Here is a 19,905-nt window from a genome sequence, read left to right as displayed (position 1 = left end):
GTCCAGCGCCCTCCCGCGTCGCCCCCACCCTCGGGGCCCGCTCGCGCTGCCTCCATCCGGCGCCCGCGGCTCCTGGGCGGCCGACCGGCAGCGCGGTCCTGAGTCACCGTCAGCTCGTCCGCGGGCCGTTTAAAACAAGGAGTGTAAAGTGCCGCGGGAGCTGGGCGCCTGTACGCCGTTCTGCTCGGCGGGGGCATTTTTAAATCACTGATTGAAAAGTGCCGCGGATCGTGCTCTCATGTCCGCCCATGGGCACCACCGACAAACCGCGCGTCCCGAACGGCGCCACCGCCGCCACCCGGGCGCGCCTCCTCGCCGAAGCCGAGCGGCTCTTCCTCGCGCAGGGCTACGAGAAGGTCTCGGTCCGTGCGGTCAACGCCGCGGCCGGCATGAACCCGGCCGCCGTGCACTACCACTTCGGCTCCAAGGAAGCCCTGGTCGTCGCGCTCCTCCAGCAGCGTCTCGGACCGCTGTGGGCCGGCGACCTCCAGGCGCTCACCGAGCGGTGCGCGTCCGGCTGGACGCCTACCCCGGCCGAGCTCGCCGACATCATCGTGCGCCCGTTCGACGCCCTGTCCCGCACCGCCGACGGCCGCATGCTGCTGCACCTGCTGGCCCGCGTGGTGCTCGGCAACGACCGGCTGCCCTGGGACGACCCGTGGTTCGAGCACCGCCCCTGGCGCGAACTGCTCGCCGCGATGCGCCCCGACCTCGACGCCCGCGCGGTCCGCGACCGCTGGCGGCTCGCCTTCGCGCTGCTCCTCCACACCTACGGCGAACCCCTCGCCCCCGCCGACCGGATCGGCGCCGTACCGCCGCCGGACGCGCGCGAGGTCGCCGCATTCGTCGCGGCCGGGCTCGACGCCCCGGCCGCGCCCGCTGCCTCCGCACCGGAACGTCCACCCGCCGAAAGGTGACCCCCATGACCCCCGCCCCCGGCGTCCCGGCCTCGCCGACCGTCCCCGACGTCTTCGAGCCCGCCAAACTCGGCCCGCTCACCCTGCGCAACCGCATCGTGAAGGCCGCCACCTTCGAGGGCGTCACCCCCGACGCGCTCGTCACCGACGCCCTCATCGACTACCACGTCAAGCCCGCGGCCGGCGGCATCGGCATGACCACCGTCGCCTACTGCGCGGTGGCCCCCGAAGGCCGCACCGACCGGCACCAGATATGGATGCGCCCCGAGGCCGTCCCCGGGCTGCGCCGCCTCACCGACGCCGTGCACGCCGAAGGCGCCGCGGTGTCCGCCCAGATCGGGCACGCCGGGCCGGTCGCCAACGCCAAGTCCAACGGGCTGCCCGCGCTCGCCCCGGGCAAGCTCTTCAGCCCGATCAGCATGAAGTCGAGCAAGCCCGCCACCGCCGAGGACATCGCGCGCGTGACCGAGGCGCACGCCAACGCGGCCCGGACCGCGGTCGAGGCCGGCTTCGACGCGGTCGAGATCCACCTCGGCCACAACTACTTCGCCAGCGCTTTCCTGAGCCCCAAGCTCAACAAGCGCAAGGACGAGTACGGCGGTTCGCTGGAGAACCGGGCCAAGGTCGCCCGCGGCGTGTGCCGTGCGGTCCGCGATGCGGTCGGCGACCGCATCGCCGTCACCGCCAAGCTCAACATGTCCGACGGCGTCCCCGGCGGCATCGACCTCGCCGAGAGCCTGCAGACCGCGAAGTGGCTGGAGGAGGACGGCGGCCTCGACGCCCTCGAACTCACCGCCGGCAGCTCGCTGCTGAACCCGATGTACCTGTTCCGCGGAGACGCCCCGATCCCGGAGTTCGCCGCGAACTTCCCGCAGCCCACCCGGCTCGGCATCCGGCTGGTCGGCAAGAAGTTCCTCATCGCCTACCCGTACCAGGAGGCGTTCCTCCTGGAGTTCGCCCGGCAGTTCCGGGCCGAGCTGAGCCTGCCGCTGATCCTGCTGGGCGGCATCACCAACCGCGAGACGATGGACCTCGCGATGCGCGAGGGCTTCGAGTTCGTCGCGATGGGCCGCGCGATCCTGCGCGAGCCGGACCTGATCAACCGGATCGCCGCGGACGAGAGCCGGCAGGCCGTCAAGTCGCTGTGCATCCACTGCAACCGCTGCATGCCGACGATCTACTCCGGCACCCGCTGCGTGGTCATCGACCCGGAGCCCCCGACGGTCGTGTGAGCGCCGGGACGGGCGAAACACGGGGGGGCCGGTCGGCGGTTGTCCGGCGTACGGGCCCCGCGGGCTTTGCGCGTATCGGCGCGTCTCAGACCAGGTAGCGGGTCAGCGACTCGATGATGCAGGCCGGCTTGGCCTCGCCGTCGATCTCGATGGTGATCTTGATGGTCACCTGGATGCCGCCCGGGATGTCGCTCACCGCGGCGATCTCGGCCCCGCCGCGCACCCGCTGGTTCACCTTGACCGGGTTCGGGAAGCGGATCTTGTCGACCCCGTAGTTCACGCCCATCGAGATGTTCTGCACCTCGACGATCTGCGGCAGGAACAGGTTCGACAGCGACAGCGTCAGGTAGCCGTGCGCGATCGGGGCGCCGAACGGGCCCTCCTTCGCCTTCTCCACGTCCACATGGATCCACTGGTGGTCCCCGGTCGCATCGGCGAACAGATTGATGCGCTCCTGGGTCACCTCCAGCCACTCGCTGTAGCCGAGGTGCTTGCCCAGCGAGTCCTTGATCTGCTGCAGATCGGTGAAGGTCGTGACGGCCATGTGATCTCCGTGTTCGGCTGGACTGTCGGCATCCCCTGTATAGCAAGCACCGCGTATCTGACGGACCGCCAGGTGGCGCTTGTCATACGGGAATCGGCCCTGCGGATCAGTCGGTGAAGGCCGAGCAGATGCTGATCTTGCGGTCCTCGAGCGGGTACCAGAGCTCGTTGCGGTTCTTCGCATCGCGGCCGCACGGGTACGTCTGCCCGGTCTGCCACTTGTAGATCTTGGTGATGCGCACGATGCCGTTGTTCCCGCTCGGCACCTCGTTCGAGCTGCACGGCCACTGGGTGAACAGCTCGGCGGTCGCGCGGATGTCGGAGTTCTTGTCCTTCTGCGTCCACTGGACCGGGAAGCAGTCGCCGACGTGGAAGACGCGCTCCACGCACAGCACGGTGCCGCCGTCCGGCGACCGCCAGTACGAGCGGCCCTCGCCGCTCTCGGAGCAGGCACTGGAGCTGGTGCCGACCCGCGTGACGTGCAGGTACGCGTTGTCCCGGTCGCACGCGACGACCGAGGGCGTCTTCTCGGAGAACGCCTTGTCCTCCCAGTACTGGCTCAGGCAGTGGCCGGTCTGGATCTTGCGGAAGGCCTGGTCCACCGGGTCCTCGGTGGCCCGCGGCGTGACGCTGCCGGACGAACCCGAAGAGCTGTACCCCGACGACCCGGACGAGCTGTACCCGGACGACCCCGAGGAGCTGTACCCGGACGACCCCGACGAGCCGGACCCGGACGAGGACCCCGACGAACTCCCGGAGCCGGACGACCCGCCGGAACTGCTGTAGCCCGAGGACCCGCTCGACGACGCGCTGCCGGACGACGAGAACCCGCCCCCGCCCGACGAACCCGCCCCGATCGGCACCTTGCTGCCGCCTCCGCTGGCTCCGGCGAGCACCGCCATGACGGCGATGATCAGCGCGATGACCCCGACGACCGCGCCGGCCTGGGCGCCGCTGCTCGGCTGCCCGGCACCGCCGGGCGGCATGCCGAGGCCGCCCGGGCCGGCCGGGCCGAGCCCGCCAGGACCGCCGGGGCCGCTCCCGCCGAACCCCGGTCCCGAGCCGCCGGGCGGCTGGTCGTGCGGTCCCGGGCCGCCCGGCCACGACCCTCCCGGCCCGCCGTATCCTCCCGCTCCGCCCGAATCGTTCGGCGGCGAATGCCAGTTCCCCATCACGGCCCCGTTTCGTCGATCAACGGCGGGGACCCTACCACCGGCGTACGTACCGCCAGCAGGCAGAAGTCCCTCGAATCCGGGCTGTGCACGGCCGGTTCCGCGGCGCAGTCCGCCCGTTCCGCGACCGGTTCTGTCCACTGCGCGCGAGGCCGCCGACCGGGTGCGATGAGTTTCCGGCGGCGCCACGGTCTCCATTGCACGGGGCTTCGGGACGACGCGGCCTTCGATCCGCCGTGCCGCGCCCTCGCCGGGCGCAGGACCGGCGCTACGGGAGGAGTTCGACGTGGGCGGATGGGTTGGCGTGCGCGTGGCCGCAGGGGAGGTCGTGGTGGCGCTGGGCGCCCTGACCCGGGCCGAAGTACCCGCATTGTGCGCGCTGGCCGACGAACGGCTGGCCGGACTCCCGGACGCGCGCCTCGTCTGCGAGGTGCCGCCCGGGCGCCCCGCCGACCTGGCACTGATCGACGCCCTCGCCCGGCTGCGCCTGACCGCCAAACGCCGCGGCCGGGTCTACCAGGTCAGAGACGCCCCGGCGGAGCTGGGCGAACTCCTGGGCCTGGTCGGCCTCGCGGCCGCCGTACCGCTGGACGCCGCCGAGCCGGCGGACGGCCCGCCCGCGCCACCTGCGGACCCGCCACCGCCGGCGGCGGGCCCGCACCCGGTCTCCGGGCTGCTGCTCTAGTCCTCGTCCTCGAGGTGCGGCGGCAGGCCGAACAGCGGGAACAGCTGATCGGTGTCCAGGAACGAGTTGAGGCCGACGATGCGGCCGTCGGCGATCTCGATGACCTGGAGCGCCCACGGCTCGTACCGCCCCGGCCCGGCCGGGCGGTACTGCCCGAACGCCGGCGTGCCGTTGGCGGCCACCACCGGGACCAGGCGCGAGCCGCGGCAGCCGTTGCCGGTGCCGAGCATCCAGGTGCGGATCTCGTCGGCGCCGCGCAGCCACAGCTCGAACGGCGGCATGGACAGCGTGACGTCCTCGTGCAGCAGCGCGGCCAGCGACTCCAGGTCGTAGGTCTCGAACGCCTTGACGTACTTGGCCAGCAGGACCCGCTGCGCCTCGTCGTCCGGCTCCTCGAGGTCGGTCGCGGCCACATCGGCCGCGGCCAGCGTGGCGCGGGCACGCTGCAGGGCGCTGTTGACCGAGGCGACCGAGGTGTCCAGCAGCTCCGCCACGTCGGCGGCCGGCCAGGCCAGCACCTCGCGCAGGATCAGCACGGCGCGCTGCCGGGCCGGCAGGTGGTGCAGCGCGGCGACGAACGCCAGCCGCACCGAGTCGCGCGCGACCACGACGTCGGCCGGGTCGCCGCCGACGAGGACCTTGTGGTCCGGCGTCGGGGCCAGCCAGGTGTTCTCCGGGTGGGTGGCGAGGGAGGGGTCCGAGGCCGAGCCGACCGTGGTGAAGTCGGTCGGCCTGGCCTTGCGCTCCTTGCCGCCCAGCATGTCCAGGCACACGTTGGTGGCGATGCGGTACAGCCACGACCGCAGGGCCGCGCGGCCCTCGAATTTGTCGTAGCCGCGCCAGGCGCGGACCATCGTGTCCTGGACGGCGTCCTCGGCCTCGAACGGGGAGCCGAGCATGCGGTAGCAGTAGCCGGTCAACTCGGTCCGGTGCTGTTCGAGCGCGAGTTCCAGCGTCGCGGTTCCGTCGGCATCGATCACATATCGCAGCCTAGACGTGCGGTCCGACAAATCGCGCGTGCATGCCGCGGGCCGCGCCCCGGCCCGCGACATGCGGCGAATTCGCGGACCTTGCGCAACCGTCCGTACGCAGCGGGCTACTTCGCGCGCTCCTCCTCCGGGACCGGGGCCCAGGAGACGCCGTTGATGTGGCTGCCGCCGCCGACGAACAGGGTGTTGCCGGTCAGATACCGGGCGTCCGCGGAGGCAAGGAAGACGGCGACGCCGCCGATGTCGTCCTCCGGGTCGCCCATGCGCCCCATCGGGTTGCGGGCCTCGGCCTCGGCGGCGCCCTCCGGGTTGATCCGGGCGTACGCGGCGAAGGCGTCGGTCTTGGCACCGGGGCAGATGACGTTCGCGCGGATCTGGTGCGGCGCCCACTCGCGGGCCGCCGAGCGGGTCAGCGCGCGCAGCGCCTCCTTGGAGATGTTGTACTCCGCGGTGAACTGGTGCGCGTTGACGCCGTTGAGGGAGGCGACGTTGACGATGCTCCCGCCGCCCGCGTCCCGCATGTGCGGGAAGGCCGCGCGCATCGTCCACCAGCCCGCCCACAGGCCCATATGGAGGCCGTGTTCGAGCATCTCGTCGGTCTTGTTCTCCAGGCGGTTGATGCGGCCGCCGCCCCAGGCGTTGTTGACGAGCGTGTCGATGCGGCCCCAGCGGGCCACCGCGGCCTCGACCAGGCCGACCGCCTGCTCCTTCACGGTGACGTCGGCGGGTATCGCGAGCACGTCGACGCCGAAGTCGTCGGCGATCGCCTTGGCAGCCGCCTCGGCGTGCTCGGCGCGGATGTCGTTGACCAGGATGCGCGAGCCCTCGGCGGCCATCTTGCGGGCGATACCGCGGCCGATCCCGGCTCCCGAGCCGGTGATGACCGCGACCTGGTCCTGCAGTCGGCCCATGCTGGTTCTCCCCACGGCGAGGCGGCGGGCGCCGCACCGGGAATCCGGTCCCCGGCCCCGACTCCCGGAATCATTGACTGGGTTAAGTACTTATGACGGATCGTCAAGATCCGCAAGTACCTTCGCCGTGTGCTCGCCCAGTGCGGGGACCGGATCCAGGCGCGGCGCCCAGGTGTCGGACACCACCGGGGGCAGCAGTGCGGGGATCGGGCCGACCGGCGAGCCCACCTGCTGCCAGCGGCCGCGCGCGGTCAGCTGCGGGTGGTCGACGAGTTCGGCGACCGAGTTGACCTTGCCGCACGGCACCCCGGCCGCTTCGAGCAGCGCAATGGCGGCGTCCGCGGTGTGCGCGGCGAGCGCCGCGGAGATCAGCGCATCCGCCGCGGCGCGGTTGCGGACCCGGTCCGGGTTCTTCGCGAACGCCGGGTCGCGGGCCAACTCGGGCCGGCCCAGCAGATGCTCGGCCAGGCGGGCCCACTCGCGGTCGTTGGTCACGCTGACCACCACATGGCGGCCGTCGCCCGCACGGTACGCGTCGTACGGCGAGATGGCCGGGTGGCTCATGCCACGGCGCACCTCGGGCGTACCACCGTGCCGCACCACCGTCGTGCAGTAGCCCATGAGTTCGGCGATCGTGTCGAGCATCGAGACCTGCAGCACGCAGCCGCGCCCGGTGCGTTCGCGGTGCAGCAGCGCGGTGGTGATCGCGGACAGCGCGTACAGGCCGGTGGCCAGGTCGGCGACCGGCACCTGCGCCTTGAGCGGCTCGTCCAGCGAACCGGTCACGGTGGCCACCGCGCCCTCCGCCTGCACGAGCACGTCGTACGCGCGGCGCGCGTCGTACGGCCCGCCCACGCCGTAGCCGCTCACCTCGCACACCACCAGCCGGGGATGACGCTGCGTCAATTCGGCGCCGCCCAGGCCGAGTCGGGCGGCCGCACCGGGCGCCAGGTTCTGCACGAAGACGTCCGCGCGCGCGAGCAGGGCGGCCATCGCCTGCCGCCCCTCGGGCGAGGCGAGGTCGAGCGCGACCGACTCCTTGTTGCGGTTGCACCAGGTGAAATGCGCACCCATGCCGCTCGCGAGGTCGTCGTAGTCGCGCGCGAAATCCCCGCCGTCCGGCCGCTCCACCTTGATGATGCGGGCTCCGTAGTCGCCCAGGTGCCGGGTCGCGAACGGCGCGGACACCGCCTGCTCCAGGGCCACCACCACGATGCCGGCCAGCGGACCCGCGCCCGGTTCGGTGTCCTCCGCTGCCTCCGGCGGGGGGCTCGGCGCGTGGTCCATGGGCATGGCCTCCCAAGCTGCGTCGGCGCGGCGGGTCCAGACCTTACTATCTTTAGCAAGATAGACCCCTGGCAGAACCTCCGGACGGGAAGCACGGACCCCATGCGTCAGCGGCAAATGCGCCAGCCCCGGCTGGCCGAGATGGTCTCCGACGATCTGCGCGAGGAGATCCTCGCCGGTCGGCTGCGGCAGGGCGAGAGCCTGCCCCGGCAGGAAGACCTCATGGCCCGCTTCAACGTGAGCGGCCCCTCGGTGCGCGAGGCGCTGCGCATTTTGGAGACCGAGGGCCTGGTCACCGTGCGGCGCGGCAACGTCGGCGGCGGCACCGTGCACCTGCCGACCTCGGCGCGCGTCGCGTACACGCTGGCCCTCGTCCTGGAGGCCGAGCGCGCCCCGCTGACCGACCTCGGCTCCGCGGTGCTCGAACTCGAACCGATCTGCGCGGCGCTGTGCGCGGGCCGTGAGGACCGGTCCGCGACGGTCGTCCCGGCGCTGCGCGACGTGCTCGCCGAACAGCGCGAGATGACCGGCGACACGCCCGCGTTCAACCACGCCGCCCGGCGTTTCCACGAGGTGCTGGTCGACGGCTGCGGCAACGCCACGCTCGCCCTGGTCGTCGGCGGCCTGGAGCAGGTGTGGTCGCGGCACGAAGAGGAATGGGTGCGCGAGGCCTCGGCGGCCGGCGCGCAGACCGCGCAGGAGGCCTTCGATGCGGGCCTGCGCGATCACGAGAAGCTCGTCGACGCCATCGAGGCGGGCGACGCGGCCCGCGCCGCGCGGATCGCGAGCCGCCACCTCGATGCGACGCAGCGCTACACGGGCCGCGAGGACGCGGCCCGCAGAGTACGGTCCCGGCTCGTGCGCTGAGGCAAGGCGCCCGGCCCGGACCGCCCGACGGGGAAGGCGGACGTTCATGCTCATGCGCGAGGCGGTCATCTGCGAGCCGCTGCGGACGCCGGTGGGCCGGTACGGCGGCGTCTTCCGGGACGTCACCGCCGCCGAACTGGGCGCCACCGTGGCCCGCGAACTCGTCCGGCGCACCGGACTGGACCCGGCCCGGATCGACGACGTCCTGCTCGGCCAGTGCTACCCCAACGGCGAGGCGCCCGCGATAGGCCGTGTGGTCGCCCTCGATGCGGGCCTGCCGGTCGAGGTCACCGGCCTCCAGGTCGACCGCCGCTGCGGCTCCGGCCTGCAGGCCGTCCTGTACGCCGCACTCCAGGTCGCGGGCGGCATCAGCGACCGCGTGCTGGCGGGCGGCGCGGAGAGCATGAGCCAGACCGCCTTCTACTCCACCCAGATGCGGTGGGGCGCCCGCGGCGACGGCATAGCCCTGCACGACGGCCTGGCCCGCGGCCGCGTCACCGCGGGCGGCCGGAACTTCCCGGTGCCCGGCGGCATGCTGGAGACCGCCGAGAACCTGCGCCGCGACTACGGCATCGGCCGCGAGGAGCAGGACGAACTGGCCTACCGCTCGCACATGAACGCGGTCGCCGCGCAGAAGTCCGGCGTCTTCGCGCACGAGATCGTCCCGGTCACCGTGCCCGCCCGGTCCGGTGATGTCCTCGTCGACACCGACGAGCACCCCCGCGCCGACACCACCCCCGAAACCCTGGCCCGGCTCCGCCCGGTGATGTCCCGTCAGGACCCGGACGCGACCGTCACCGCGGGCAACGCCAGCGGCCAGAACGACGGCGCGGCGCTCTGCCTGGTCACGCACCGGGACGAGGCCGAGCGCCTGGGACTGCGCCCCTACGCCCGCCTCGTCTCCTGGGCCGTCGCCGGCGTCCCGCCCGCCACCATGGGCATCGGCCCCGTCCCGGCCACCGCGGCCGCCCTCGAACGCGCCGGGCTCGCCCTCGCCGACATCGACCTGATCGAACTCAACGAGGCCTTCGCCCCGCAGGTCCTCGCCTGCACCCGCGAATGGCGCTTCGGGGCCACCGACTTCGACCGGCTCAACGTCAACGGCTCGGGCATCTCCCTCGGCCACCCGGTCGGCGCCACCGGCGGCCGCATCCTGGCCACCCTGCTCCACGAAATGCGGCGCCGCGACGCCCGCTACGGCCTGGAGACCATGTGCATAGGGGGCGGCCAAGGGCTCGCCGCCGTCTTCGAACTCCTCTGACGCACGTATGGATCATTCGCAGTCCGCGCGCGAAGATGCGGCGCGCACGCCCCTGGGCCCCAGGGGCCGCGTACGCCTGTGTTCCGCTACGTCCCGCCCCCCGGGCGGGCCGGTACGACCGCTAGGAGAGTCGCCATGCCCCCGACGCCCCGTCAGGTGCGGTTCCACGCCGCCGAATACGGCTCCCGCAACGACGCCGGCGGCCCCCTCGAGGTGGTCGGCGACCGGTGGGACCCGGAGGGCGGGTCGGCCGGGACCGTCCTGCTGCTGCACGGCGGCGGCCAGGCCCGCGGGTCGTGGACGCGCTCCGCGGCCACCCTGGCCGGGCAGGGCTGGACCGCGCTCGCCCTCGACCAGCGCGGGCACGGCGAGAGCGACTGGTCGGCGGACGGCGACTACAGCATCGACGCGTTCGTCGCCGACGTGCGCGCGGTGTCCCGGGCGGTGGCCGCCGAGCAGGGCCGCCCGCCGGTCCTCGTCGGCGCGTCGTTCGGCGGGTGGATCTCGCTGATCGCCGAAGGCGAGGGGGAGGGCGACGCGTACGCCCGCGGCCTGGTGCTCGTCGACATCACGCACCGCACCGAGCGGGAGGGCACCGACCGCATCGCCGCGTTCATGCTCGCGCACCGCGCCGGCTTCGCGGACCTCGGCGAGGTCGCCGACGCGCTCCACGAGTACCAGCCGGACCGGCCCCGGCAGACCGACCACGCCAAGCTGGCCCGCAACGTCCGGCAGCACGCCGACGGCCGCTGGTACTGGCACTGGGACCCGCAGTTCATGGGCAGCCTGGGCGGCACTACCGGCCGCGGCCCGGTCGTCACCCCGGAGCGCCTCGCCGACGCGGCCCGCAAGATCGCGGTGCCCACCCTCGTCGTGCGCGGCCGCCAGTCCGACGTGGTGAGCCTGGAGGCGGTGCACGAAATGCTCGACCTGATCCCCGGATCCACCTTCGCCGACGTCGCGGACGCGGGCCACATGGTGGTCGGCGACGACAACGACGTGTTCGCCGGAGCGCTGCTCGGACTCCTCGACTCCGTTGCCGCCAACGGCTAGCATCGGCCGGGCATTCCTATTCTTATAAAGATAGAGAAATAAGTGCCTGGAGGCAGTCGTGCGCAAGGACGACCTGATCCTCGTCAGCGTGGACGACCACATCTGTGAGCCGGCCACGATGTTCGACGCCCACGTCCCGGCGCGCTACCGCGACCGGGCCCCGCGCGTCGTGGTGCGCGACGACGGCGTCCAGCAGTGGATGTACGGCGACGCCCGCGGCCGCGACCTCGGCCTCAACGCGGTGGCCGGCAAGCCGCCCGAGATGTTCAACATCGACGCCAGCCGCTACGACGAGATGCGCCCCGGCTGCTACGACGTGCACGAACGGGTCCGGGACATGAGCGCCGGCGGCCAGCTCGCCGGCCTCAACTTCCCCAACTTCACCGGCTTTTCCGGGCAGGTGCTGTGGCAGGGCCCGGACCGCGCCGTCAACGAGGTGATGATCCGCGCCTACAACGACTGGCACGTCGACGAATGGTGCGGGGCGTACCCCGAGCGGTTCATCCCGTGCGGCATCCTGCCGCTGTACGACGTCGAGCACGCGGCCGCCGAACTGCGCCGGCTGGCCGCCAAGGGCGTGCACGCGGTGACCTTCTCGGAGAACCCCGAGGCGCTGCAACTGCCCAGCATCCACACCCGCTACTGGGACCCGCTGTTCGCGGCCGCCTGCGACGAGGGCACCGTGCTGTGCCTGCACGTGGGTTCGTCCTCGCGCCGGGCCCCGTCCTCGTCCGACGCGCCCGCGAGCGTCAACATGACGCTGTCGTCGGTGATGTCGACGTTCTCGCTCGTCGAACTGATCTGGGCGGACATCTGGCACCGCTTCCCCGACCTGCGCTTCTCGCTCACCGAGGGCGACATCGGGTGGATTCCGTACTTCCTGTGGCGCGCCGAGCACGTCCAGCGCCGGCACTCCGGCTGGACCAAGGCGGCCTTCCCCGAGGGGGTTTCGGGGCCCGCCGAGATCTTCCGCAAGCACATGCTGTGCTGCTTCATCAGCGACGCGGTCGGCGTCGACCTGCTGCACCACTTCAACACCGACAACGTCTGCTGGGAGTCGGACTACCCGCACTCCGACAGCAGTTGGCCGCATGCGCCGGAAGAGCTGGAGACGCTCTTCAAGGACCTGCCGGACGACCTCGTGGACGGCATCACGCACCGCAACGCGCTGCGGCACTACCGCTTCGACCCGTTCGCCGTACGGCCCCGCGAGCGCTGCACGGTCGCCGCGCTGCGCGCCGAGGCGGGCGATGTCGACACCGTCACCCGCGTCGGCCGCCCGGCCGGGCAGCGGGACTTGGAGAGCTGGAACCGCCTGACCGGCGCCGCGTCCGCGGCGCCCCCGAGGAGCAGCACGTGACCGAAACCGACAGCACCCGGGCACCGATCCGGACCGGCGCCCGGCTGCGCAGCCAGGTGTGCACCGCCGAAGTGATCGTCGTCCGGCCGCCCGCCGCGGCGGTGGACCTGACCTGCGGGGGCCTGCCGATGCTCGGCATCGACGCCGAACCCCCGGGCGGCCTGGCCCCCGAACCGGACCTGGCCGGCGGCGCACTGCTCGGCAAGCGGTACACGCTCGCCGCCGACGAGACCTTCGAGATCCTGGTGACCAAAGCCGGCACGGGCACCCTCGCGGACGGCCGCGAACCGCTGGTGGTCAAGGAGGCCAAGGCACTTCCGGCGAGCGACTGACCGCCCGGCCCTGATTCCGGGGAACCGGGGCATAGGCGGCGCCGGGGCCGGGAGCAGTGCTCCCGGCCCCGGCGTACCCCCGTGCGGCCGGTCAGCTGAACGGCACCCAGGCGCGCTGCGCCAGGTCGCCGAGCCCGTTGACCATGACGCCCTTCGTGGACACCGTCCACAGGTCGTCGCCGATCACCACGGAGCGGCGCATCTGGCTGTAGCCGCCCGGGTGCTGGATCTTGCCCACCTCGGTGAAGGAGCCGCCTTGCAGCTTGAGGACCAGCGCCTGCGAGGACGGCGCGTAGGCGCGGTCCGGGGCGATCTGCGCGGGGCCCGAGCCGCCGGTGCTGCCGCCGGTGCTGCTTCCGTTGGAGGCCGACCCGCTGCCGGGAGCGCCGACGGTCTGCAGCGGGATGACGAGGATCCCGGTCGCGGGCCAGTACAGGAAGGCGTGCGGGTCCATCTCGGCCTCGGAATTGCCCATCGCCACCGTGTAGTTCGCGATCCGCTTCGGGTCCGCGAGGTTGGCCACGTCGAACAGCGACACCTGCGTCCCGGTGCGCCGGCCGGTGTCCGTCGCGTCCTGCCCGACGCCGATGAGCTTGCCGCCCTCCAGCGGGTGCAGGTAAGCCGAGTAGCCGTTGATCTTGAGCTCGCCGAGCACCTTGGGGGCGGTCGGGACGGCCAGATCGAGGGTGTACAGCGGGTCGGTCTGGCGGAAGGTCACCACATACCCGACCGGGCCCACGAAACGGACCGCGTAAATGCGTTCGCCGCGCCCGAGGCCGCCGGCCCGGCCGACCTGGACCAGGTCGCCGCCCTTGCGCTCCAGGACGGTGACCGCGCTCTCGGTGCTCGTCGGCACGGGAGCGATCCGCTCGGCCGCACCGGCCGGACCGCGGCCCGGCTTCACGCCGGTGCCGGTGGACTTGTCCTTGCCCGAGCCGCCCGTCGAGGTCGAGACAGAGCCGGTAGTGCCCTGGGCCGAGGGCGGCGGGGCGAAGATCTGCGCGGTGGTGGCCACCCGCAGGTGCTTGTCGTACTCGGACAGCGAGTACTGGTTGAGCAGCGTGCCCTCGACGTCGCCGGAGGCGACGTGCTTGGGCTGCCCGGACCCGGAGATGTCGAACTGGTAGATCGCGGTCCGCGGCGGCGTCATGACCATCGACTGCCGGGAAGTACCCGGCACGGTGTAGTAGTTCGACGCCACGTACAGGTTCGAGGCGGACGCGTACACGGTGTCCGCGTCCGCGGCGACCGTGACCGGGCTCCCGGTGCCCAGGTCGCGCGTCAGGTCGAAGGACAGCACCGAAAGCGTCGAGGCACCCGAGTGGCCGGGGGCGCCGGGCTCGGTGTCCGGGCGGCTCACCGCGTTGCAGTCCACCAGGCGCCCGGAGCTGCTCTGGCCGCCGGACGTGAGGGTGTAGGCCGGGAGCCAGTTGTCCACGGTGGTCTTGCCGACCGCCGTCTCGTACGCCTTCTGGTAGTCGCCCTTGAAATTCTCGGGGACCGGGACGCGCGGGAAGGAGCGGACGACGACGCGCGCGGTCGTGCCGATCTGGCGGGCGTCCACGTAGCCGCCGTCCACCGCGAGTTCGCCCAGGATGCGCGGCGCGCCCGAGATGTCGACGAGGACCATGCGGGCCCGGTCGGGGCCCATGGCGTCCTTGGAGGACCGTGTGGTGGCGTCGCCCGGCATCGGCACCGGCATGCCCGGACCGCCGTCGTACGCCACGTTGCCGCCCGGCAGGATGAGCAGCGCACGGTCCCCGGACAGCAGCATCTCGCTTGCGCGGCCGCCGGGCAGCGCCAGCTTGCCGGTCTGCGTGCGGCCGGCCGCGTCGAAGACCCGCAGCGTGCCGTCCGCGACGGTGAGCAGCCGCTTGCCGTCGGTCTTGACCAGATCCGGCTCGTCGACACCCTGCTCATGGGTGTTCGTGCCGGAGTACCCGGGCGCGCCGCTGGGCTGGGTGCCGCCGTTCGGCGCGGCCGCGGCGGGGGCCTCTGCGGCCCCGGCTCCGGACTTGCCCGCGGCGTCCTGCTGCAGGCTCCGCTCGCCGCCGGTGGTGCCGCCGCCGGTGAAGCCCGATCCGGGCGGGGCCGCACCCGGCATGGCGGGTGCCGCGGCGGCCATGTCGCCGCTCTCCAGGAACGTCTGCTTCGAGCGGGCCAGGGCGGCCTTCCGGAAGTCGGTCAGCAGCGCGTCGCACGAGTTGTACGTGCTGAGCCGCATCATCTTGGCCCGGATCGCGCCCGCCTCGCCGGTCAAGGTGCTCGTGCCCCCGGGGACGGGGGTGGTCGCACCCGGCGAGGCGTCGGGCTTGTCCGAGGACGTGCAGCCGGCCGCGACCAGGCCCCCGCACAGGAGCAGGGCCGCCAGCGCTTGGCCGCGCGTGCGGCGGCCGGACAGGACAGGAGGCCGGCCCGGGGGCGTCCCGGCCGGTCCGAGAGTGCCGTCGTCGATTCGCATGGCGGTGGGACGGAGCGGACCGGGTTTCGGTTCCGTGTCCGGGGCGGCCGATTTCCGCGCCGGTTCTCCCGCGTACCGAAGCCCCTGACGGACCCGACCGAGGAGACCTGACCGTGGCACCCCGGAACACCGAATCCGCATCCTCCTCGCAGTCCCAGTCCTCCCCGCCCTCCTCGTCCGCCCGTGCCTCGGACGGGAGTGCCGAGGAGCGCGCGGAGCTGGGCCGCGTCGTGCGCGCCTTCCTCGCCGAGCACGCACCGGAAGCCTCAGTACGCGCAGCCATGGAGAGCGGATCCGGGCACGACCCCGCACTGTGGCGGCGGCTGTCCGGCGAGCTCGGCCTGACCGGGCTCGCGATCCCCGAGGCGTACGGGGGAGCGGGCGGCATCGAGGAACTCGGCGTCGCCTGCGCCGAGCTGGGCCGGGCGCTCTGCTGCGCGCCCTATTTCTCCACGATGCTCGCCGCGCAGGCTCTGGTGGCCTCGGGGGACACCGAGGCGTGCGCGGCGTACCTGCCCGGGATCGCCGCGGGGGAGACCGTCGCGACGGTCGCGGTCGCCGAAGCGGACGGCCGCTGGCGCCGCGACGCGTACGCCACCACCGCGGAGCCCGATGCCGAAGGCCGCTGGCTGCTGACCGGCGCCAAGACCTGTGTGACCGACGGCATGGCCGCCGACCTGCTGCTGGTGGCCGCCGACACGCCCAGCGGCAGCAGCCTCTTCGTCGTCGAACACCCGGACCGGGCAGCCGGGCTGACGCGCCGTCGGCTCGCCACGCTGGACCTGACCCGGCGCCAGGCAGGCATCGCCTTCGACCGGACCCCCGCCCGGCGCCTCGAGTCCGCCGGCGCCGCGGAACCGCTGGTCGGCCACGTCCTCGACATGGCTGCTGTGCTGCTGTGCGCCGAGCAGGCCGCGGGCGCCCGCTTCCTGCTGGACACCACGGCCGACTACGCCCGCACGCGCGTCCAGTTCGGCCGGCCGATCGGGTCGTTCCAGGCCGTCAAGCACAAGCTCGCCGACGTACTCGTGCAGGTGGAGTCCGCGCACTCGGCGGCCTACCGCGCACTCGGGGCGTGGGCCTGCGGAGACCCCGAACTCCCGCTGGTGGCCTCGCTCGCCAAGGCGTACTGCGCGGAGGCGTACGTGCACGCGGCCCAGGAGGCCGTGCAACTGCACGGCGGCATCGGCTTCACCTGGGAGCACTCCGCGCACCTGTACCTCAAACGCGCCCGGTCGACGCGCGAACTGTTCGACCCGCCTGCCGCGCACCGCGCCCGCATGGCCGCCTTGCTGGACGAGCAGCACCCTTGATACTGCAATCATTATAAAGATAGCCTTGCGGCGCACCCGTCCCCGGCGGAGGTAAGCGATGCCCATCACGGATGACGCGATCGACCGGCTCCGCGCCCGGATCGGCATCCCGGAACCGCACACCGCACCCCCGCACTACCTGCTGCCGGGCACCGACGCCTTCCGGCACGTGGCCGAGTCGTACGGCGACGACAACCCGCTGTGGTGCGACCCGGACTACGGTCCCGAGACCCGGTGGAAGAGCCCCATCGCGCCGCCCGCACTCGCCGGCGGCGACACCCTCGTCGGCGAGGACGAGGTCCGGGAGGTCGCCGACGAGCACCGCGCGCTGATGAAGGGCGACCCGCTGCGCGGCGTGCACGCCTTCTACTCGGCGAGCATGCGCGAATGGTGGGCGCCGCTGCTGCCGAACCGCCGCGTCCGGCGCCGCAACGCGCTGGTCGGCGTGCACGACAAGGCCAGCGCCTTCGCCGAGCGGGCCGTACACGAGTGGACCGGGCAGGTCTTCGGCGACGACACCGGCACGCTGCTGAGCGCCCAGTACCGCCTGATGATCCGCACCGAACGCGGCAAGGCGCGCGGCAAGGCGCGCGAGAAGGACGTCGAACTCGCCACGTACACCGAGGCGGACATCGCGGCGATCGACGCGCAGTACGCCGCCGAGCGGCCGCGCGGCGCCCAGCCCCGCTGGTGGGAGGACGTCGAAGTCGGCGACTCCGTCGGCCCGTTGGTCAAGGGCCCGTTCACGGTCACCGACCTGGTCTGCTGGCACGTCGGCATGGGCATGGGAATGTACGGCGTCAAGGCGCTGCGGCTCGGCGCCGCCAACCGCCGCCGCATCCCGCGCTTCTACCACCGCGACCCGCAGGGCATCCCCGACGTCCTGCAGCGCATCCACTGGGACCCGGAGTTCGCCAAGCGCTCCGGCAACGCGAGCACCTTCGACTACGGCCGCATGCGGGAGAACTGGCTCATCCACCTGTGCACCGACTGGATGGGCGACGACGCCTGGCTGTGGAAGCTGGACTGCGAGTTCCGGGCGTTCAACTACACGGGCGACACGCAGTGGCTGCGCGGCACCGTGACCCGCAAGTACCTTGCGGACGGCGGACGCCCGGCCGTCGACCTGGACATCGCCGCGGTCAACCAGCGCGGCGAGACCACCACGCCCGGCCACGCCACCATCCTGCTGCCCAGCCGCGAGCACGGCGAGGTACGCCTGCCGGACCCGCCCGGCGCGCCCCCCGGAGCCGGCGACGGCACCGGCAGCAGCCTGGCCCGCGCCCTGGAAGCCGCCGCCGCCCGGTTCGCCGAACGCGACCGCACCGCGGCAGTCGAGGACGCCGGCCCGGCCGGCGGAGAGGACGGCCCTGCATGACCGGCGCACCTTTCGGCGGCACCCCCGTCCCCGGCCTCGACATCGCCCTCGACCCCGCGACCGGCATCCTGCACCTGACCCTCGACCGGACCGCCAAGCGCAACGCCCTCGACGACACCATGGTCGCCGGGCTCATCGACGCCCTCGACGCCGCCGGCCGCGACGAGGCGGTCCGCGCCGTCCTCCTCGCCGCCCGCGGCGCGCACTTCTGCACCGGCGCCGACATCGTCCAGCGCAATGCCGCCGAGGAGACCCAGGGGGCGGGCGCCAAGCCGCGCGTCGGCAGCATCCAGCGCCGCCTCCCGTCCCAGGCCCACCGCCTCATCCCGCTCATGCTGACCGTGCAGGTCCCCATCGTGTGCGCGGTACGCGGCTGGGCGGCCGGCATCGGCCTCGCCCTGGCACTCGCCGCGGACGTGACCGTCGCCGCCGACGACGCACGCTTCTGGGCCCCGTTCTCGGACCGCGGCTTCACCCCGGACAGCGGCATGACCTGGCTGCTCCCGCGCCGCATCGGCGAAGTCCGGGCCCGCAAGATGCTATTGCTCGGCGACCGCGTCGACGCCCGCACCGCAGAGGAGTGGGGGCTCGTCGACCGCGTCGTCCCCGAATCCGGCCTGGACAAGGCCGCCGCCGAGGTGGCCGCCGGGCTCGCGAGCGGACCGACCGTCGCCCTCGGCCTGACCAAGTGGCTGCTGCACAACGGCAACTCCGCGACGCTGGAACAGCAGCTCCGGGACGAGGGCTTCGCCATGGAACTCTCCTCGCGCAGCCACGACTTCCGCGAGGGCATGGCCGCCTTCACCGGCAAGCGCCCGGCCGCGTTCGAAGGCCGGTGACCCGGACGTGGCCGACCTCGTCGACGCCGACGGCAAACTGCTGCTCCCGGACCGCAGCCGGGTCGCGCACGTCGCCCGCGCGGTCCGCGCCTGGGTCGAGGCGTACGTCCCGGCCGCCTGGATCGACGCCGCCGCACATGGCCGGGCGGCGATCCGCGCGGTCCGCCCGCGCAGCGCATACGAGTCCTGGTACCCGGTGTTCGGCCGCTCCGGACTGGTCGCACCCACCTGGGAACCGGAGTACGGCGGCCTCGGCCTGACCCGCGAGGAGGCCCGCGCCGCGGACGCCGTGCTGCGGCCGTACAACCTCGGCCGCCTCAACCCGCTCGGCCTCGGCAACGCGGCCCCCGCGCTGTTCGCGCACGGCACCGAGGCGCAGAAGCTGCGCTTCCTGCCGCCGATCGTGCGCAACGAGGAGTTCTGGTGCCAGCTGTTCAGCGAGCCCGGCGCCGGCTCCGACCTCGCCTCGCTCGCCACCCGCGCGGAACGCGACGCGGCCGGCGACTGGGCGGTCACCGGCCAGAAAGTCTGGACGACCTGGGGGTTCCGGGCGGACTTCGGCGTGCTGCTGGCGCGGACCGATCCGGACCGCACCAAACGCAAGGGCCTCACGTACTTCCTCATCGACCTGCGCCAACCCGGCCTCGAGATAAGGCCGTTGCGGACCATGGCCGGCGAGGCCGAATTCAGCGAGGTGTTCCTCGACCGCGCCCACGTACCGGACGCCTACCGGATCGGCGCGGTCGGCGACGGCTGGAAGGTGGCCGGCGCGACGCTCTCCGGCGAGCGCCAGATGGTCTCCGGGGCCGGCTCGGGCGGCGTGGACCGCATCGGCGGCTCCGGCGTCGGGCACCTCGTCGCCCTGGCCCGGCGGATCAGCGCCGAAGGCCGCCCCGGCGGCTGGACCGACCCCGTCGTACGCCAGGAACTCATGCGCCTCTACAGCGAGGAGCGCATCCGGGCCTGGACCAACGAACGCGTGCGCGACGGCGTCAAGGCGGGCCGCGCACCCGGCCCCGCGAGCTCGATCGGCAAAGTCCACCAAGGCGAACTCAACCAGCGCATGCAGGCGATGGCCGCCGAACTCCTCGGCGCCTTCGGGCAGGCCTGGGAATCCGATGCGGACACGTACGAGGAGGCGCTGCCGCACGAGGTCCGCGGCATGCTGCGCAGCCGGGCCAACACCATCGAAGGCGGGACGTCCGAGGTCAACCGGAACATCCTCGCCGAGCGGGTGCTGGGCCTGCCGCGCGAACCCGACCCGTGGCTGGACACCCCCTGGCGCGACGTGCCGAGGAGCTGACC

General features: G+C 73.0%; 19 protein-coding genes. 13 read left to right on the top strand and 6 right to left on the bottom strand.

The genetic code is table 11. The annotated features are described in order from the left end of the window. Positions 1 to 248: 248 nt before the first annotated feature. Both LZ495_RS01980 and LZ495_RS01975 read left to right on the top strand, forming a co-directional pair. A complete protein-coding gene (locus LZ495_RS01980; protein ID WP_235050060.1) occupies positions 249 to 917 on the top strand; it encodes a TetR/AcrR family transcriptional regulator in 669 nt (222 codons plus the stop codon). Between the two features lie 5 nt (positions 918 to 922). After that, entirely contained in the window at positions 923 to 2,149 is a 1,227-nt protein-coding gene (locus LZ495_RS01975) for an NADH:flavin oxidoreductase (protein WP_235050059.1), read from the top strand. 85 nt (positions 2,150 to 2,234) lie between these two features. Here the strand turns inward: LZ495_RS01975 and LZ495_RS01970 are convergent, their stop codons facing one another. Beyond that, a complete protein-coding gene (locus LZ495_RS01970; protein ID WP_235050058.1) occupies positions 2,235 to 2,693 on the bottom strand; it encodes a MaoC family dehydratase in 459 nt (152 codons plus the stop codon). A 106-nt stretch (positions 2,694 to 2,799) separates the two neighbouring features. Further along, on the bottom strand, positions 2,800 to 3,294 hold the full coding sequence (locus tag LZ495_RS01965) for a hypothetical protein (protein WP_235050057.1): 495 nt from the start codon (positions 3,292 to 3,294) through the stop codon (positions 2,800 to 2,802). 22 nt (positions 3,295 to 3,316) lie between these two features. Here LZ495_RS01965 and LZ495_RS01960 point away from each other — a divergent pair, with 22 nt between their 5' ends. Both LZ495_RS01960 and LZ495_RS01955 read left to right on the top strand, forming a co-directional pair. Beyond that, a complete protein-coding gene (locus LZ495_RS01960) occupies positions 3,317 to 3,478 on the top strand; it encodes a hypothetical protein (protein WP_235050056.1) in 162 nt (53 codons plus the stop codon). Positions 3,479 to 4,150: 672 nt separating this feature from the next. Then, positions 4,151 to 4,549, top strand: coding sequence for an STAS domain-containing protein (locus LZ495_RS01955; RefSeq protein WP_235050055.1), 399 nt, complete (start codon positions 4,151 to 4,153; stop codon positions 4,547 to 4,549). Here the strand turns inward: LZ495_RS01955 and LZ495_RS01950 are convergent. The 3 genes from LZ495_RS01950 to LZ495_RS01940 all read right to left on the bottom strand — a co-directional run bounded on the left by LZ495_RS01950 (position 4,546) and on the right by LZ495_RS01940 (position 7,742). After that, positions 4,546 to 5,529 (bottom strand): sigma-70 family RNA polymerase sigma factor, encoded by a 984-nt coding sequence (locus LZ495_RS01950; RefSeq protein ID WP_235050054.1) that lies wholly within the window; start codon positions 5,527 to 5,529, stop codon positions 4,546 to 4,548. The genes LZ495_RS01955 and LZ495_RS01950 overlap by 4 nt on opposite strands. 116 nt (positions 5,530 to 5,645) lie before the next feature. Next, positions 5,646 to 6,449, bottom strand: a complete 804-nt coding sequence (locus LZ495_RS01945; RefSeq protein WP_235050053.1) for an SDR family NAD(P)-dependent oxidoreductase — start codon at positions 6,447 to 6,449, stop codon at positions 5,646 to 5,648. A gap of 90 nt (positions 6,450 to 6,539) precedes the next feature. Continuing rightward, entirely contained in the window at positions 6,540 to 7,742 is a 1,203-nt protein-coding gene (locus LZ495_RS01940; protein ID WP_235050052.1) for a CaiB/BaiF CoA transferase family protein, read from the bottom strand. 96 nt (positions 7,743 to 7,838) lie between these two features. Here LZ495_RS01940 and LZ495_RS01935 point away from each other — a divergent pair, with 96 nt between their 5' ends. The 5 genes from LZ495_RS01935 to LZ495_RS01915 all read left to right on the top strand — a co-directional run bounded on the left by LZ495_RS01935 (position 7,839) and on the right by LZ495_RS01915 (position 12,609). Then, a complete protein-coding gene (locus LZ495_RS01935) occupies positions 7,839 to 8,603 on the top strand; it encodes a FadR/GntR family transcriptional regulator (RefSeq protein WP_235050051.1) in 765 nt (254 codons plus the stop codon). A 52-nt stretch (positions 8,604 to 8,655) separates the two neighbouring features. Continuing rightward, complete coding sequence (locus LZ495_RS01930; protein WP_235050462.1) at positions 8,656 to 9,864, top strand: acetyl-CoA C-acetyltransferase; 1,209 nt, start codon at positions 8,656 to 8,658, stop codon at positions 9,862 to 9,864. A gap of 135 nt (positions 9,865 to 9,999) precedes the next feature. Beyond that, complete coding sequence (locus LZ495_RS01925; protein WP_235050050.1) at positions 10,000 to 10,917, top strand: alpha/beta fold hydrolase; 918 nt, start codon at positions 10,000 to 10,002, stop codon at positions 10,915 to 10,917. Positions 10,918 to 10,975: 58 nt separating this feature from the next. After that, the gene (locus tag LZ495_RS01920; RefSeq protein WP_235050049.1) at positions 10,976 to 12,277 is read left to right on the top strand and encodes an amidohydrolase family protein; all 1,302 of its coding nucleotides are present in this window, start codon (positions 10,976 to 10,978) and stop codon (positions 12,275 to 12,277) included. After that, the gene (locus LZ495_RS01915; protein WP_235050048.1) at positions 12,274 to 12,609 is read left to right on the top strand and encodes a hypothetical protein; all 336 of its coding nucleotides are present in this window, start codon (positions 12,274 to 12,276) and stop codon (positions 12,607 to 12,609) included. Before LZ495_RS01920 ends, LZ495_RS01915 begins: the two co-directional genes overlap by 4 nt. 91 nt (positions 12,610 to 12,700) lie before the next feature. On the opposite strand, the gene LZ495_RS01910 is transcribed toward LZ495_RS01915, so the two are convergent. After that, on the bottom strand, positions 12,701 to 15,070 hold the full coding sequence (locus LZ495_RS01910; protein ID WP_235050047.1) for a beta-propeller domain-containing protein: 2,370 nt from the start codon (positions 15,068 to 15,070) through the stop codon (positions 12,701 to 12,703). Between the two features lie 113 nt (positions 15,071 to 15,183). Here LZ495_RS01910 and LZ495_RS01905 point away from each other — a divergent pair, with 113 nt between their 5' ends. Genes LZ495_RS01905 through LZ495_RS01890 form a run of 4 tightly spaced genes read left to right on the top strand, consistent with a single transcriptional unit; the run spans position 15,184 to position 19,903 of the window. Beyond that, the gene (locus tag LZ495_RS01905; RefSeq protein ID WP_235050046.1) at positions 15,184 to 16,383 is read left to right on the top strand and encodes an acyl-CoA dehydrogenase family protein; all 1,200 of its coding nucleotides are present in this window, start codon (positions 15,184 to 15,186) and stop codon (positions 16,381 to 16,383) included. Between the two features lie 58 nt (positions 16,384 to 16,441). After that, a complete protein-coding gene (locus LZ495_RS01900) occupies positions 16,442 to 17,761 on the top strand; it encodes a hotdog family protein (RefSeq protein WP_235050045.1) in 1,320 nt (439 codons plus the stop codon). Further along, positions 17,758 to 18,600 (top strand): enoyl-CoA hydratase/isomerase family protein, encoded by an 843-nt coding sequence (locus LZ495_RS01895; RefSeq protein ID WP_235050044.1) that lies wholly within the window; start codon positions 17,758 to 17,760, stop codon positions 18,598 to 18,600. The genes LZ495_RS01900 and LZ495_RS01895 overlap by 4 nt, the downstream gene beginning before the upstream one ends. Positions 18,601 to 18,607: 7 nt before the next feature. Continuing rightward, a complete protein-coding gene (locus tag LZ495_RS01890; RefSeq protein WP_235050043.1) occupies positions 18,608 to 19,903 on the top strand; it encodes an acyl-CoA dehydrogenase family protein in 1,296 nt (431 codons plus the stop codon). Positions 19,904 to 19,905: the final 2 nt, after the last annotated feature.

The sequence above is a fragment of the Yinghuangia soli genome, assembly GCF_021502675.1.
Taxonomy (GTDB): domain Bacteria; phylum Actinomycetota; class Actinomycetes; order Streptomycetales; family Streptomycetaceae; genus Yinghuangia; species Yinghuangia soli.
This window is presented reverse-complemented; position numbering and strand designations above follow the sequence as displayed.